We start from the raw sequence: 13,792 nt of genomic DNA on the forward strand, positions 1-13,792 counted from the left end.
TGCCGGGTGGCGCTGACGCTTACCCGGCCTACGTTCGAGCCGTTGTAGGTCGGGTAAGGCGAAGCCGCCACCCGACTTTTTACTGACTACACACCTCACACCCCGGGTTACGCATCAGCTTCATCTCGCGGAACTGGCAGGTCATCGCGTCATACATCACGATTTTCCCCGCGGCGGGCGTGCCGTAATTCGTCAGCACCTTGATCGCTTCCATTGCCTGCAGTGAACCAATCACGCCGACGAGCGGCGCCATCACGCCCGCCTCAACGCAGGTCAGCGCATTCTCGCCAAACAGACGGCTCAGGCAGCGGTAGCAGGGTTCACCCTCGGCGTACGTGAAGACGCTGATTTGCCCCTCCATGCGGATCGCCGCCCCGGAGACCAGCGGGGTTTTGTGAGCAAAACAGCCCGCGTTGAGCTGATTACGGACGGTGACGTTATCCGTGCAGTCCAGGACCAGATCGTGCCGGGCAATCTGCGCGGAGAGCGCGTCGTCATCCAGCATTGCGTCAATCAGCGTGAACTGAACGTGGGGGTTGATGCGCGCCAGCGCCGCTCTGGCGGATTCCACTTTCGGCTGGCCCACCGTCGCGTCGCTGTGCAGCGTCTGGCGCTGCAGGTTGGACACCGACACAGTATCGAAATCCAGCAGCGTCATGCTTCCTACGCCCGCCGCGGCAAGGTACTGCGCGGCGGCGCAGCCCAGCCCGCCCAGCCCGACGACCAGCACACTGGCCGCCTTGAGCGCTTCCTGACCTTCGAAATCAAACCCGCGCAGCACAATCTGGCGGTTGTAGCGCATCATCTCCTGATCGCTCAGCTCCACCGTCATGTCAGCCTCCGAACAGGTGGTTAAAGCGCTCGACCTCAACCCATTCGCCGGCTTCCACGTTGCCGCGCTCGCGCTCCAGCACGATGAAGCAGTTGCCCAGACTGAAGGAGCTGAAAATGTGCGAACCCTGATGTCCGGTGGTGCTCACTTCGAGCTCGCCGTCCGCACCGCGCGCCAGAATGCCGCGCTGGAAATCGAGACGGCCCGGTGATTTTTTCAACCGCGTGGCGGCACGCACGCGCACGCGTTCCGGCAGCGGGCTGGCCTTGTTGCCGGAAAGCTTCGCCAGCAGCGGGATCGCCAGCTGGTAGAAGGTGAGTGCCGCCGAGACCGGGTTACCCGGCAGGCCGCAGAACCAGCTGTGTGGAAGCTTGCCAAACGCGAACGGTTTGCCCGGCTTGATCGCCAGCTTCCAGAAGGCGATTTCGCCCAGCTCTTCAAGAAGGGTTTTGGTGTAATCCGCTTCGCCCACGGAGACGCCGCCGGAGCTGATGACCACGTCGGCGGATTTATCCGCCTCGATAAACGCCGCGCGCAGTTTTTCCGGGTCGTCTGGAATAATGCCGAGGTTAATCACCTCGCAGCCCAGCTGCTCCAGCATCAGGTGTACCGCCAGGCGGTTGGTGTCGTAAATCTGGCCGTCCTGCAGCGGCTGGCCCGGAAGCTGCAGCTCGTCGCCGGTGGAGAAAACGGCGACGCGCACTTTGCGGATAACATCAACTTCCGCGATGCCGAGCGAGGCCAGCACCGGCAGCTCCGCCACCGTCAGCCTTTGCCCGGCGGCAAAAACGGTCGCGCCGAGGGTGATGTCTTCGCCCGTGCGGCGGATGTTCTGGCCCGCTTTGACGCTGGCGGTAAAACGCACGCCGTCGTCGGTCTGTTCGGTCTCTTCCTGCATGACGACAGCGTCGCAGCCAGCCGGAACTGGCGCGCCGGTCATGATGCGCACGCAGGTGCCCGCAGGCCATTCGCCGCTAAATGGCTGACCCGCAAAGGCTTTACCCGCCACCGGCAGGGCGTTACCCGTCTGGAGATCCGCCAGGCGTACCGCGTAACCGTCCATTGCGGAGTTATCAAACCCCGGCACGTTGAGCGGGGAGACGATATCGCGTGCGGCAATACGGCCAAAACAGCGCACGAGGGGCAGCGTCTCAACGTCATGCAGCGGGGAAACTCGGTCAAGCATCTGCGTGAGTGCCGTCTCAAGCGGCATCAGTCCGGCGGTAAAATCCATGGTGGGCTCCTGCGGAGTAACAACGAAAGCGTCCATTATGGCAGAAAAGTGCGGCTAACTGTATGACCGGAGGGTGTACGCTTTACATCACTGTTACGTCTTTCTATATTCAAAAATCATCTGAAGTTTCGTCGACGATAATGATATTTATAGAAAAAGCCGCAAAACAGGCTAACGGGTGATGCGAATGGTTAAGGCGGTAATCGCAATTCATGGCGGGGCCGGGGCAATCACCCGTGCACAGCTCACTCCTGAGCAGGAAAAGCGCTACATCGACGCGCTGTACGCCATTGTCGAAACGGGCCAGAAAATGCTGGAAGCGGGCGAGAGCGCGCTGGACGTGGTCACCGAGGCGGTACGCCTGCTGGAGGAGTGCCCGTTATTTAATGCGGGGATCGGTTCGGTCTTTACCCGGGATGAAACCCACGAGCTGGATGCCTGCGTCATGGACGGTATCTCCCTGAAAGCGGGGGCCGTGGCAGGCGTCAGCCACCTGCGTAACCCGGTGCTGGCCGCGCGTCTGGTGATGGAAGAGAGCCCGCACGTGCTGCTGACGGGCGCGGGGGCGGAGAGGTTTGCCTTCGAACACGGAATGGCGCCGGTATCGCCCGATCTGTTTTCCACAGAGGCGCGCTATCAGCAGCTGCTGGACGCCCGTTCGGCGGGTATGACGCAGCTTGACCATACTGCGCCGCTGGATGAGCGCAGCAAAATGGGCACGGTCGGCGCGGTGGCGCTCGACAAAGCGGGCAACCTCGCGGCGGCAACCTCCACGGGCGGGATGACCAACAAGCTCCCCGGACGCGTGGGCGACAGCCCGCTGCCGGGCGCCGGCTGCTATGCCAATAACGCGACGGCGGCGGTGTCGTGTACCGGCACCGGGGAAGTGTTTATTCGTGCCCTTGCGGCCTACGACATCACCGCGCTGATGGATTACGGCGGTTTAAGCCTCAGCGAAGCCTGCGAGCGCGTGGTGATGGAGAAACTGCCTGCCCTGGGCGGCGTCGGCGGACTCATTGCTGTGGATCGCGAGGGCAACGTGGCCCTGCCGTTCAACAGTGAAGGCATGTACCGCGCCTGGGGCTATGCCGGCGATGAGCCGAGCACGGGGATCTATCGTGAATAAGGGGGCAGCGCGTGCCGCACAGTGAAGAGCTGGACAACCGCGAAGTGCTGGCTGTCCATCAGCTGAATATTGCGTTTCAGGAAGAGCGGCAGTTCATCCCCGCAGTACAGAATTTATCGTTCACGCTCAGGCGCGGCGAGACGCTGGCGATTGTTGGCGAATCCGGCTCCGGGAAATCGGTCACCGCGCTGGCGCTGATGCGCCTGCTGGAACAGACGGGCGGGCAAATCAGCAGCGAGAAAATGCTGCTGCGCCGCCGTAACCGTCAGGTCATTGATTTAAACGAGCTGAGCGGCGCGCAGATGCAGGGCGTGCGCGGGGCGGACATTGCGATGATCTTTCAGGAGCCGATGACCTCCCTGAACCCGGTGTTCCCGGTCGGGGAACAAATTGCCGAGTCCATCCGCCTGCATCAGGGGCTAAGCGGTGATGAAGCGCTCAACGAGGCCCGACGCATGCTGGAGCTGGTGCGCATTCCGGAGGCGCAGGCCATCCTGGGCCGCTATCCGCATCAGCTTTCCGGCGGCATGCGCCAGCGGGTGATGATTGCCATGGCGCTCTCCTGCCGTCCAGCTGTGCTAATTGCCGATGAACCAACGACGGCGCTGGACGTGACGATTCAGGCGCAGATCCTGCAGCTCATCAAGGTGCTGCAGCAGGAGATGGAGATGGGGGTGATTTTCATCACCCACGATATGGGCGTGGTCGCCGATATCGCCGATCGGGTGCTGGTGATGCACAAGGGCAGCGCGGTGGAAACCGGACCGGTTGAACAGATTTTTCACGCGCCCGCGCATCCTTACACCAAAGCGCTGCTGGCGGCGGTTCCGCGCCTGGGGGCGATGAACGGCAGCGATCTGCCGCGTCGTTTTCCGTTGATTTCCCTGGAGGCGTCTGAGCCGCAGGAGGAGGAACGCGAGCAGGACACCGTGGTGCCGGGCAAGCCCATTCTGGAAGTGCGCAATCTGGTCACGCGTTTTCCGCTGCGCAGCGGTGTACTGAACCGCGTAAAGCGCGAAGTGCACGCGGTGGAAAACGTCAGCTTCGACCTCTGGCCGGGCGAAACGCTGGCGCTGGTAGGGGAGTCCGGCTGCGGTAAATCCACGACCGGGCGCGCGTTGCTCCGTCTGGTGGACGCGCAGGAGGGAAGCATTACCTTTAACGGCGAGCGCATTGATACCCTTCCGGACAGCAGGCTGCAGGCGGTGCGGCGGGATATTCAGTTTATTTTTCAGGATCCGTATGCCTCCCTCGATCCGCGACATACGGTGGGGTATTCGATCATGGAGCCGCTGCGGGTGCATAACCTGCTCGACGGCGAGGCGGCGCAGCGTCGCGTGGCCTGGCTGCTGGAGCGCGTTGGCCTGAAGCCGGAACACGCCTGGCGTTATCCGCACGAGTTTTCCGGCGGGCAGCGGCAGCGTATCTGCATCGCCCGCGCGCTGGCGCTGAACCCGAAAGTGGTGATTGCGGATGAATCCGTCTCGGCGCTGGATGTCTCTATCCGGGCGCAAATCATCAATCTGCTGCTGGATTTACAGCGGGATATGGGGATCGCCTTCCTGTTTATCTCGCACGACATGGCGGTGGTTGAGCGCATTAGCCATCGCGTGGCGGTGATGTTTATGGGGCAAATCGTGGAAATCGGGCCGCGAAGGGCGGTGTTCGAGAACCCACAGCACCCTTATACCCGCAAGCTCATCGCGGCGGTCCCGGTCGCCGATCCGGCGCATCGTCACGGCCAGCGCGTGCTGCTGCAGGATGAAATGCCGAGCAATATTCGTAAACGCGGCGAGGCCGTGGAGCGCGTGGCGCTGCGTGAGGTCGGTCCGGGTCATTTCGTGGCTCCCCCGCGTCAGGACAATGCCTTTTCGCGGTTATAACTTTCAACAGGCAGGAGAACATAATGGTTACATTTGTAGCGCGTAGATGGTTGTTAGCCGCGAGCGTGACGGCAGCCCTGGCCGCTGCCCCCGCGTTCGCTGCCAAAGATGTGGTGGTCGCCGTCGGCTCTAACTTCACCACGCTGGATCCGTATGACGCTAACGACACGCTCTCCCAGGCGGTGGCGAAATCGTTCTACCAGGGCCTGTTTGGCCTGGATAAAGAGATGAAGCTTAAAAACGTGCTGGCGGAGGGGTACACCGTTTCGGATGACGGGCTGGTGTACACCATTAAGCTCAAAACCGGGGTGAGGTTCCAGGACGGCACCGACTTTAATGCGGACGCGGTGAAGGTAAACCTCGATCGCGCCAGCAATCCTGAGAACAGCCTCAAGCGTTATAACCTCTATAAAAACATCGCCAAAACCGAGGTGGTCGACCCGGCGACGGTAAAAATCACCCTGAAAGAGCCGTTCTCCGCGTTTATCAATATCCTGGCGCACCCGGCGACGGCGATGATCTCCCCTGCCGCGCTGAAGAAATACGGCAAGGAGATTGGCTTCCACCCGGTGGGTACCGGTCCGTACGAGCTGGTCACCTGGAACCAGACCGATTTTGTGAAGGTGAAGAAATACGCGGGCTACTGGCAGAAAGGGCTGCCGAAGCTGGACACCATCACCTGGCGTCCGGTGGTGGATAACAATACCCGTGCGGCGATGCTGCAAACCGGCGAGGCGCAGTTTGCCTTCCCGGTCCCGTACGAGCAGGCCGCCATTCTGGAGAAAAACAGCAAGCTGGAGCTGGTCGCCAGCCCGTCGATCATGCAGCGCTACATCAGCATGAACGTCACGCAAAAGCCGTTCGATAATCCGAAGGTGCGCGAAGCCATTAACTATGCCATTAACCGTCAGGCGCTGGTGAAGGTCGCTTTTGCGGGCTATGCCACCCCGGCCACCGGCGTGCTGCCGCCGGCTATCGCGTATGCGCAAAGCTATCAGCCGTGGCCGTACGATCCGGCCAAAGCGCGCGAGCTGCTGAAAGAGGCGGGCTATCCGAACGGCTTTAGCACCACGCTGTGGTCGTCGCATAACCACAGTACCGCCCAGAAGGTGCTGCAGTTTACCCAGCAGCAGCTGGCGCAGGTGGGGATTAAGGCGCAGGTTACCGCCATGGATGCCGGGCAGCGTGCGGCAGAGGTCGAGGGGAAAGGGCAGAAAGAGAGCGGGGTGAGGATGTTCTACACCGGCTGGTCGGCCTCGACCGGTGAAGCCGACTGGGCGCTGTCGCCGCTGTTTGCCTCGCAGAACTGGCCGCCAACCCTGTTCAATACCGCATTCTACAGCAACCCGCAGGTGGACAAAGACCTGGCTGACGCGCTGAAAACCACCAAACCGGAGGAGAAAGCACGCCTCTACAAGGACGCGCAGGACATCATCTGGAAAGAGTCGCCGTGGGTGCCGCTGGTGGTGGAGAAACTGGTGTCAGCCCATAACAAAGCGTTGACCGGGTTCTACATCATGCCGGACACGGGCTTTAGCTTTGACGATGCGGATTTAAAATAACGCCCATGCTGAACTATGTTTGTAAACGCCTGCTGGGGCTTATCCCGACGCTGCTGATTGTGGCGGTGCTGGTGTTTTTGTTTGTCCATATGCTGCCGGGCGATCCGGCGCGTCTGGTTGCCGGGCCTGAAGCGGATGCCACGGTCATTGAGCTGGTGCGTAAACAGCTGGGTCTTGACCAGCCGCTGTATATGCAGTTTCTGCACTATATTGGCAACGTTCTGCAGGGCGATTTTGGTATCTCGATGGTGTCGCGTCGTCCGGTGTCGGAGGAGATCGCCACCCGCTTTATGCCCACGTTCTGGTTAACGATAGCCAGCATGAGCTGGGCCGTGGTGTTCGGACTTGGCGCCGGGATTGTGGCGTCCGTCTGGCGTAACCGCTGGCCGGACAAGCTCGGCATGGCGCTGGCGGTGACCGGCATCTCCTTCCCGGCGTTCGCGCTGGGGATGCTGCTGATGCAGATCTTCTCCGTTGAGCTGGGCTGGCTGCCCACCGTCGGGGCCGATACCTGGAAGCATTACATCCTGCCCTCGATGACGCTGGGGGCTGCCGTGTCGGCGGTAATGGCCCGTTTTACCCGCGCCTCGTTCGTTGACGTGCTGAGCGAAGATTATATTCGCACCGCGCGGGCGAAAGGGGTCAGCGAGAAGTGGGTCATTCTCAAGCACGGGTTCCGCAATGCGATGATCCCGGTGGTGACGATGATGGGGCTGCAGTTTGGCTTCCTGCTGGGCGGCTCTATCGTGGTGGAAAAGGTCTTCAACTGGCCGGGGCTGGGACGTCTGCTGGTCGATTCCGTCGAGATGCGCGACTACCCGGTGATTCAGGCGGAAGTCCTGCTTTTCTCGCTGGAGTTTATTCTTATCAACCTCGTGGTGGACGTGCTCTACGCCGCCATTAACCCGGCCATCAGGTATAAGTAAGATGCGATTATTGAACTGGCGGCGTCAGGCCGTATTAAACGCCATGCCGGGGCTAAAACCGGACCACATCCGCACCCCGTGGTCTGAATTCTGGCGGCGTTTCCGCCGCCAGCCGGTCGCGATGACGGCGGGGCTGTTCGTGCTGCTGCTGATCGTGGTGGCGATCGTGGCGCCGTGGGTGGCGCCGTTTGATGCGGAAAACTATTTTGACTACGACCGCCTGAACGACGGGCCCTCGATGCTCCACTGGTTCGGCGTGGACTCTCTCGGGCGGGATATCTTTAGCCGGGTGCTGGTGGGGGCGCAGATCTCGCTCGCCGCCGGGGTGTTTGCGGTGCTGATCGGCGCGGCAATCGGGATCGTGCTGGGGCTGGTCGCCGGCTATTACGAAGGCTGGTGGGACCGCATCATCATGCGCATCTGCGACGTGCTGTTTGCCTTCCCCGGCATTCTGCTGGCGATTGCCGTGGTGGCGATCATGGGCAGCGGCATGGCCAACGTCATCATTGCGGTCGCGGTGTTTTCGATTCCGGCCTTTGCCCGCCTGGTGCGCGGCAACACGCTGGTGCTGAAACAGCAGACCTTCATCGAGTCGGCCCGCAGTATGGGGGCCAGCGATGCGACCATCCTCTTCAGCCATATTCTGCCGGGGACGGTGTCGTCCATCGTGGTCTACTTCACCATGCGTATCGGCGTGTCGATAATCTCGGCGGCCAGCCTGTCGTTTCTGGGGTTAGGGGCACAGCCCCCGTCGCCGGAGTGGGGCGCGATGCTGAACGAGGCGAGGGCCGATATGGTGATTGCGCCGCACGTGGCGATTTTCCCGAGCCTGGCGATTTTCCTGACCGTGCTGGCGTTTAACCTGCTGGGGGATGGGCTGCGCGACGCGCTGGATCCGAGGATAAAGGGGTAGTGCAGTGAAATGTGCCGGGTGGCGGCTTCGCCTTACCCGGCCTACAAAAGCGGAGTGGGGGGAATTAAACCCGGCTACCCCACAGGTCATACTCATCCGCGTTTTCAACCTTCACGCGAATAATATCACCCGGCTTAACGTTGGTTTCGCCATTCAGGTACACCGCGCCGTCGATTTCAGGGGCGTCCGCCATGCTGCGGCCAATCGCGCCTTCTTCGTCCACTTCGTCGATGATAACCATGATCTCGCGGCCCACTTTTTCCTGCAGACGCTCGGCAGAAATCTGCTGCTGAAGCTGCATGAAGCGGTTCCAGCGCTCCTCTTTCACCTCTTCCGGCACCTGGTCCGCCAGCTCGTTGGCGGTTGCGCCTTCCACCGGGCTGTACTTGAAGCAGCCTACGCGGTCCAGACGCGCTTCTTTCAGGAAGTCGAGCAGCATCTGGAAGTCTTCTTCGGTTTCACCCGGGAAGCCGACGATAAAGGTGGAGCGCAGGGTCAGGTCCGGGCAGATCTCACGCCACTGCTTGATGCGCGCCAGCTGGCGGTCAACGGAGCCAGGGCGCTTCATCAGCTTCAGGATACGCGGGCTCGCGTGCTGCAGTGGGATGTCCAGGTACGGCAGAATTTTGCCTTCCGCCATCAGCGGGATGACGTCGTCAACGTGCGGGTATGGGTAAACGTAGTGCAGACGCGTCCAGATACCGAGTTTGGACAGCTGTTCGCACAGGCCGACCATGCTGGTTTTCACCGGCTCGCCGTTGTGGAAGCCGGAGCGGTGCTTCACGTCCACGCCATAAGCTGAAGTGTCCTGGGAGATGACCAGCAGCTCCTTCACGCCCGCGTCGGCCAGACGTTTGGCTTCAGCAAGCACTTCGCCAATGGGACGGCTCACCAGATCGCCACGCATGGACGGGATGATGCAGAAGGTACAGCGATGGTTACAGCCTTCGGAAATCTTCAGGTACGCGTAGTGGCGCGGCGTCAGCTTCACGCCCTGTTCCGGCACCAGGCTCAGGAACGGGTTGTGTTTGGGTTTTGGCACGTAGTGATGAACATGTTGCAGCACCTGCTCGTAGCTGTGCGGGCCGGTGATCTCCAGCACCTTCGGGTGCACTTCGCGGATCTGGTCTTCTTTCGCGCCCAGACAGCCGGTCACGATCACTTTGCCGTTTTCGGTCAGCGCTTCACCGATGGCTTCCAGTGACTCCTGGACCGCGCTGTCGATAAACCCGCAGGTATTAACGATCACCATATCGGCGTTGTCGTAGCTTGGCACCACGTCATAGCCCTCGGTGCGCAGTTCGGTCAGGATGCGTTCTGAATCCACCAGGTTTTTCGGGCAGCCCAGGGAGACGAAGCCGATTTTCGGCTGGTGCGTAACATTGCTCATAGGTTAAAAATTCATCAATTATGGAGTTATCAGGGCGGGATTTTACAGCGTATCGCGGGGGATTTATACACTCTTTGCAAGGCGGATGCGTCGGGCCGAGGTTGTAACATTGTAAATAATGTTAATCAGTTAATAAAAATTGATCCCAGGCATTAAACTGTACAAAAAATGTACTTATTCTGACTATGCACCATGGCTGACAGAGGAGGAAAGAGCATGACCGTTGACAGACTAAAACGCGATCTGCTGAACAAGCTGATCAACGCCCGAATCGACCTGGCCGCGTACCTGCAGTTGAGGAAGGCAAAAGGGTATATGTCAGTCAGCGAAAGCGAACATCTGCGTGATAACCTGTTTGAACTGTGTAATTTCATGCGTGAAAAAGCACCGACCCTGAAGGCGAACGGCGGCGAAAGCGAAGAAATCGCGCTGCGCCGCGCCACCGAAGTGCTCTCCATCGCAGGGGTGTGTCTGATGAACGGACGCCACGACTGCCCGAACTTTATCGCCGTAAACGCGGAGAAGCTTGAAAACTGCCTGACAACGCTCTCTCTATGCATCATGTGTCTGAACGAGCACAAACAGCTCGAACAGCACTGATCCCGGGGGAGGCAACTCCCCCTTCTGCTTAAGCTTTTGTAAAAGTGGTAACGCGCCCGGACGCAATGGCTAATCTTTATGCCATATGCCGATAAAGGAGCGCGTTATGCCTCGATCCTCGCTGCTTTCCCTGCCTGCTTTATTTATTTCGTTTTCACTTCTTGCTGCGCCAGAGGCGGTGACGGTCGAGGTGCTGCAAAACAGACTCGATCATCCCTGGTCTCTGGCGTTCCTGCCGGATAATGACGGGCTGCTGGTGACCCTGAAGGGGGGGCAGCTCAAACGCTGGCAGGCCGGAAAAGGGCTCTCCGATCCGATTGTCGGCGTACCGAAGGTCTGGGCAAACGGTCAGGGAGGATTGCTGGATGTGGTATTGGCGCCGGATTTTGAGAAGTCGCGCCGCGTCTGGCTGAGCTACGCCGAGGCCGGGCATGACGGCAAAGCCGGAACGGCGGTGGGCTATGGCCGTCTGAACGACGACTATTCCCGCATCGAGGGATTCCAGGTGGCGTTCCGTCAGATGCCGAAACTCTCAACCGGTAACCATTTTGGCGGGCGGCTGGTGTTCGACGGCAAAGGCTCTCTCTTTATTGGACTCGGCGAGAACAATCAGCGTCCGACGGCGCAGGATCTGGATAAATTGCAGGGCAAAGTGGTGCGCCTCACCGAAGACGGGAAAGTCCCGTCGGATAACCCCTTCGTGAACACCCCCGGTGCGCGACCCGAAATCTGGTCTTACGGCATTCGCAACCCGCAGGGGATGGCGATGAACCCCTGGAGCGACACGCTGTGGCTGAACGAGCACGGCCCGCGCGGCGGGGATGAGATCAACATTCCGGAGAAAGGTAAGAACTACGGCTGGCCGCTGGCCACGCACGGCATTAACTACAGCGGCCTGAAAATCCCGGAAGCCAAAGGCGAGCACGTTGAGGGCACCGAGAAGCCGCTGTTCGTCTGGAAAGTCTCACCCGCGGTGAGCGGAATGGCGTTCTACAACAGCGACGTTTTCCCGCAGTGGAAAAACAAGCTGTTTATCGGCGCGCTGAAGGAGAAGGACGTTATCGTGCTGAGCGTGGAGGGAAACAAGGTGACGGAGGACGGGCGCATTCTGGGCGACCGGGACCAGCGTATTCGCGACGTGCGGGTGGGGCCGGATGGATATCTGTATGTCCTGACCGACGAGACGGACGGGCAACTGTTGAAAGTCAGCCCGTCCGGCGCGTAATCAGGTGACCGGGATCATCACGACGTTACGGTAAGCCGGACGATCGCTCAGCTGTTTAAGCCAGCGCTCAAGGTGAGGGCGCGGCGTCCATTTCAGGCCCATGTTGGTCAGGTTCCAGACGAATGGCGCCACGGCGATATCGCCTGTGCCGAACGTCTCGCCGGAGAACCAGGCGTGCTTCGCCAGCTCGTCATCCATCATCGCAAACAGATTTTCGCAGGCATCCTGCGCGGCGTGAATCGCAGGATAGTCGCGTTCAGCTTCCGGCGTGCGGATAAGCCCCATCAGGATCACGCGGTGGGTTGGGGACAGCGTCTGGTTTGCCCAGTCCATCCACTTTTCGCCCTGGGCGCGCCGGGCCGGGTTTTCAACCCACAGGCGTCCCTGACCGTACTGGGCGGCGAGGTAACGGACAATGGTGTTGGACTCCCAAAGCGTCGCGTCTGTTTCATCATCGCGTAGCAGCGGCACCAGGCCGTTCGGGTTCATGGCCAGATAGTCGGCCTCCTTGTTCACGCCGAACGCCATGCCAGCCATGATTTGATTGAACGGTAAATCCAGCTCTTCCAGCGTCCAGAGCACTTTCTTAACGTTGGTCGAATTATTCCTGCCCCACAGCGTAATCATATTTACTCCCGATGAGATGTGAATCCGAGTCAGCCTTTCGCCATGGTGAGATAAACCTAACAATTACGCAACAGAAGACAAAAAAATCGTCTTAATCAAAGCGTATCTGAATGTTATTGCATAAACTTTAATAACTTTACCCTCGTTGGGTTTCTTTAACGGTTTTAGTGCGCTATTACTCATCGCTTCTTGCGACACGGTGATGTGACGTAATTTTTGAATGGACACTCGGGTGGCATTTATGACGCGTAAAATGACTTCTCTGCGCAGCCTGGCGGCAGGCTCTGCGCTTCTTTTCCTGTTTGCACCAACGCTCTACGCAGCTGAACAGGCTGCGCCAGAAGCGCCGCCAGTGGATGCGCGCGCCTGGATCCTGATGGACTACGCCAGCGGTAAAGTGCTGGCGGAAGGGAATGCGGATGAGAAACTCGATCCGGCAAGCCTGACCAAAATCATGACCAGCTATGTGGTGGGCCAGGCGCTGAAAGCGGGCAAGATCAAGCTGGACGATATGGTGACCATCGGGAAGGACGCGTGGGCGACCGGCAACCCGGCCCTGCGGGGTTCTTCCGTGATGTTCCTGAAGCCAGGGGATCAGGTTTCCGTTTCCGATCTGAATAAAGGGGTGATTATTCAGTCGGGAAATGATGCGTGCATCGCGCTGGCCGATTACGTTGCCGGCAGCCAGGATTCTTTCATTGGTTTGATGAATGGCTACGCGCAAAAGCTGGGCCTGACCAATACAACCTTTAAAACCGTTCACGGTCTGGATGCGCCGGGTCAGTTCAGCACCGCACGCGACATGGCGCTGCTGGGGAAAGCGCTGATCCACGACGTGCCGGATGAATACGCCATCCACAAAGAGAAAGAGTTTACCTTCAACAAAATTCGCCAGCCGAACCGCAACCGCCTGCTGTGGAGCAGCAACGTCAATGTGGACGGGATGAAAACCGGCACCACGGCGGGGGCAGGCTACAACCTGGTGGCTTCCGCGACCCAGGGCGACATGCGCCTGATTTCGGTGGTGCTGGGCACCAAAACCGACCGAATTCGCTTTAACGAATCCGAAAAACTGCTGACCTGGGGCTTCCGCTTCTATGAAACCGTGACGCCGATTAAGCCGGATGCCACGTTCGTCAGCCAGCGCGTCTGGTTTGGTGACAAGAGCGAAGTGAACCTAGGCGCGGGTGAGGCGGGCTCGGTGACCATTCCGCGCGGCCAACTGAAAAACCTGAAGGCCAGCTACACCCTGACTGACCCGCAGCTTACGGCTCCGCTGAAAAAGGGCCAGGTGGTCGGGACGATTGATTTCCAGCTTAACGGCAAGTCGATTGAACAGCGTCCGCTGATTGTGATGGAAGCGGTGGAAGAGGGCGGCTTCTTCAGCCGGATGTGGGATTTCGTGATGATGAAATTCCACGGGTGGTTTGGCAGCTGGTTTAGCTAAGTTTTTTTTGCCGGGTGGCGCTGCGCT

The 13,792-nt window shown here is 59.7% G+C and carries 12 protein-coding genes; 8 read left to right on the plus strand and 4 right to left on the minus strand.

Going from position 1 to position 13,792, the window contains the following annotated elements; genetic code table 11:
• Nucleotides 1–79: 79 nt before the first annotated feature.
• Nucleotides 80–832: a molybdopterin-synthase adenylyltransferase MoeB gene (moeB, locus tag B498_RS11905; protein WP_008501196.1), complete on the minus strand. Its 753-nt coding sequence runs from the start codon at nucleotides 830–832 to the stop codon at nucleotides 80–82.
• A 1-nt stretch (nucleotide 833) separates the two neighbouring features.
• The gene (gene moeA / locus B498_RS11900; RefSeq protein WP_008501197.1) at nucleotides 834–2,066 is read right to left on the minus strand and encodes a molybdopterin molybdotransferase MoeA; all 1,233 of its coding nucleotides are present in this window, start codon (nucleotides 2,064–2,066) and stop codon (nucleotides 834–836) included.
• 187 nt (nucleotides 2,067–2,253) lie between these two features.
• Between moeA and iaaA the strand changes: the two genes are divergently transcribed.
• Genes iaaA through gsiD form a run of 5 tightly spaced genes read left to right on the plus strand, consistent with a single transcriptional unit; the run spans nucleotide 2,254 to nucleotide 8,476 of the window.
• Nucleotides 2,254–3,192, plus strand: coding sequence for a beta-aspartyl-peptidase (iaaA, locus tag B498_RS11895; protein WP_032622895.1), 939 nt, complete (start codon nucleotides 2,254–2,256; stop codon nucleotides 3,190–3,192).
• Between the two features lie 11 nt (nucleotides 3,193–3,203).
• Nucleotides 3,204–5,075, plus strand: a complete 1,872-nt coding sequence (gene gsiA / locus B498_RS11890; RefSeq protein WP_008501199.1) for a glutathione ABC transporter ATP-binding protein GsiA — start codon at nucleotides 3,204–3,206, stop codon at nucleotides 5,073–5,075.
• A gap of 23 nt (nucleotides 5,076–5,098) precedes the next feature.
• On the plus strand, nucleotides 5,099–6,637 hold the full coding sequence (gene gsiB, locus B498_RS11885; RefSeq protein ID WP_008501200.1) for a glutathione ABC transporter substrate-binding protein GsiB: 1,539 nt from the start codon (nucleotides 5,099–5,101) through the stop codon (nucleotides 6,635–6,637).
• A 5-nt stretch (nucleotides 6,638–6,642) separates the two neighbouring features.
• Nucleotides 6,643–7,563, plus strand: coding sequence for a glutathione ABC transporter permease GsiC (gene gsiC, locus B498_RS11880; protein WP_008501201.1), 921 nt, complete (start codon nucleotides 6,643–6,645; stop codon nucleotides 7,561–7,563).
• Nucleotide 7,564: 1 nt separating this feature from the next.
• The gene (gsiD, locus tag B498_RS11875; protein WP_008501202.1) at nucleotides 7,565–8,476 is read left to right on the plus strand and encodes a glutathione ABC transporter permease GsiD; all 912 of its coding nucleotides are present in this window, start codon (nucleotides 7,565–7,567) and stop codon (nucleotides 8,474–8,476) included.
• Nucleotides 8,477–8,540: 64 nt separating this feature from the next.
• Here the strand turns inward: gsiD and rimO are convergent, their stop codons facing one another.
• Complete coding sequence (gene rimO / locus B498_RS11870) at nucleotides 8,541–9,866, minus strand: 30S ribosomal protein S12 methylthiotransferase RimO (RefSeq protein ID WP_008501203.1); 1,326 nt, start codon at nucleotides 9,864–9,866, stop codon at nucleotides 8,541–8,543.
• Nucleotides 9,867–10,082: 216 nt separating this feature from the next.
• Between rimO and bssR the strand changes: the two genes are divergently transcribed.
• Both bssR and B498_RS11860 read left to right on the plus strand, forming a co-directional pair.
• On the plus strand, nucleotides 10,083–10,466 hold the full coding sequence (bssR, locus tag B498_RS11865; RefSeq protein WP_008501204.1) for a biofilm formation regulator BssR: 384 nt from the start codon (nucleotides 10,083–10,085) through the stop codon (nucleotides 10,464–10,466).
• A gap of 106 nt (nucleotides 10,467–10,572) precedes the next feature.
• Nucleotides 10,573–11,691, plus strand: a complete 1,119-nt coding sequence (locus B498_RS11860; RefSeq protein WP_008501205.1) for a PQQ-dependent sugar dehydrogenase — start codon at nucleotides 10,573–10,575, stop codon at nucleotides 11,689–11,691.
• On the opposite strand, the gene B498_RS11855 is transcribed toward B498_RS11860, so the two are convergent.
• Nucleotides 11,692–12,318 carry a glutathione S-transferase family protein gene (locus tag B498_RS11855; protein WP_008501206.1) on the minus strand — a complete coding sequence of 209 codons (627 nt, stop codon included), beginning with the start codon at nucleotides 12,316–12,318 and terminating at the stop codon, nucleotides 11,692–11,694.
• Between the two features lie 241 nt (nucleotides 12,319–12,559).
• On the opposite strand from B498_RS11855, the gene dacC reads away from it, so the two are divergent.
• Nucleotides 12,560–13,765 carry a serine-type D-Ala-D-Ala carboxypeptidase gene (gene dacC, locus B498_RS11850; protein WP_008501207.1) on the plus strand — a complete coding sequence of 402 codons (1,206 nt, stop codon included), beginning with the start codon at nucleotides 12,560–12,562 and terminating at the stop codon, nucleotides 13,763–13,765.
• Nucleotides 13,766–13,792 lie beyond the last annotated feature (27 nt).

This window comes from Enterobacter sp. SST3 (assembly GCF_000286655.1).
Lineage (GTDB): Bacteria > Pseudomonadota > Gammaproteobacteria > Enterobacterales > Enterobacteriaceae > Enterobacter > Enterobacter roggenkampii.

Coding starts and splice junctions, on each gene's coding strand:
- iaaA (WP_032622895.1), top strand. CDS start 2,254: ATGGTTAAGGCGGTAATCGCAATTCATGGCGGGGCCGGGGCAATCACC.
- moeA (WP_008501197.1), bottom strand. CDS start 2,066: ATGGATTTTACCGCCGGACTGATGCCGCTTGAGACGGCACTCACGCAG.
- rimO (WP_008501203.1), bottom strand. CDS start 9,866: ATGAGCAATGTTACGCACCAGCCGAAAATCGGCTTCGTCTCCCTGGGC.
- B498_RS11860 (WP_008501205.1), top strand. CDS start 10,573: ATGCCTCGATCCTCGCTGCTTTCCCTGCCTGCTTTATTTATTTCGTTT.
- moeB (WP_008501196.1), bottom strand. CDS start 832: ATGACGGTGGAGCTGAGCGATCAGGAGATGATGCGCTACAACCGCCAG.
- gsiD (WP_008501202.1), top strand. CDS start 7,565: ATGCGATTATTGAACTGGCGGCGTCAGGCCGTATTAAACGCCATGCCG.
- B498_RS11855 (WP_008501206.1), bottom strand. CDS start 12,318: ATGATTACGCTGTGGGGCAGGAATAATTCGACCAACGTTAAGAAAGTG.
- gsiB (WP_008501200.1), top strand. CDS start 5,099: ATGGTTACATTTGTAGCGCGTAGATGGTTGTTAGCCGCGAGCGTGACG.
- gsiC (WP_008501201.1), top strand. CDS start 6,643: ATGCTGAACTATGTTTGTAAACGCCTGCTGGGGCTTATCCCGACGCTG.
- bssR (WP_008501204.1), top strand. CDS start 10,083: ATGACCGTTGACAGACTAAAACGCGATCTGCTGAACAAGCTGATCAAC.
- dacC (WP_008501207.1), top strand. CDS start 12,560: ATGACGCGTAAAATGACTTCTCTGCGCAGCCTGGCGGCAGGCTCTGCG.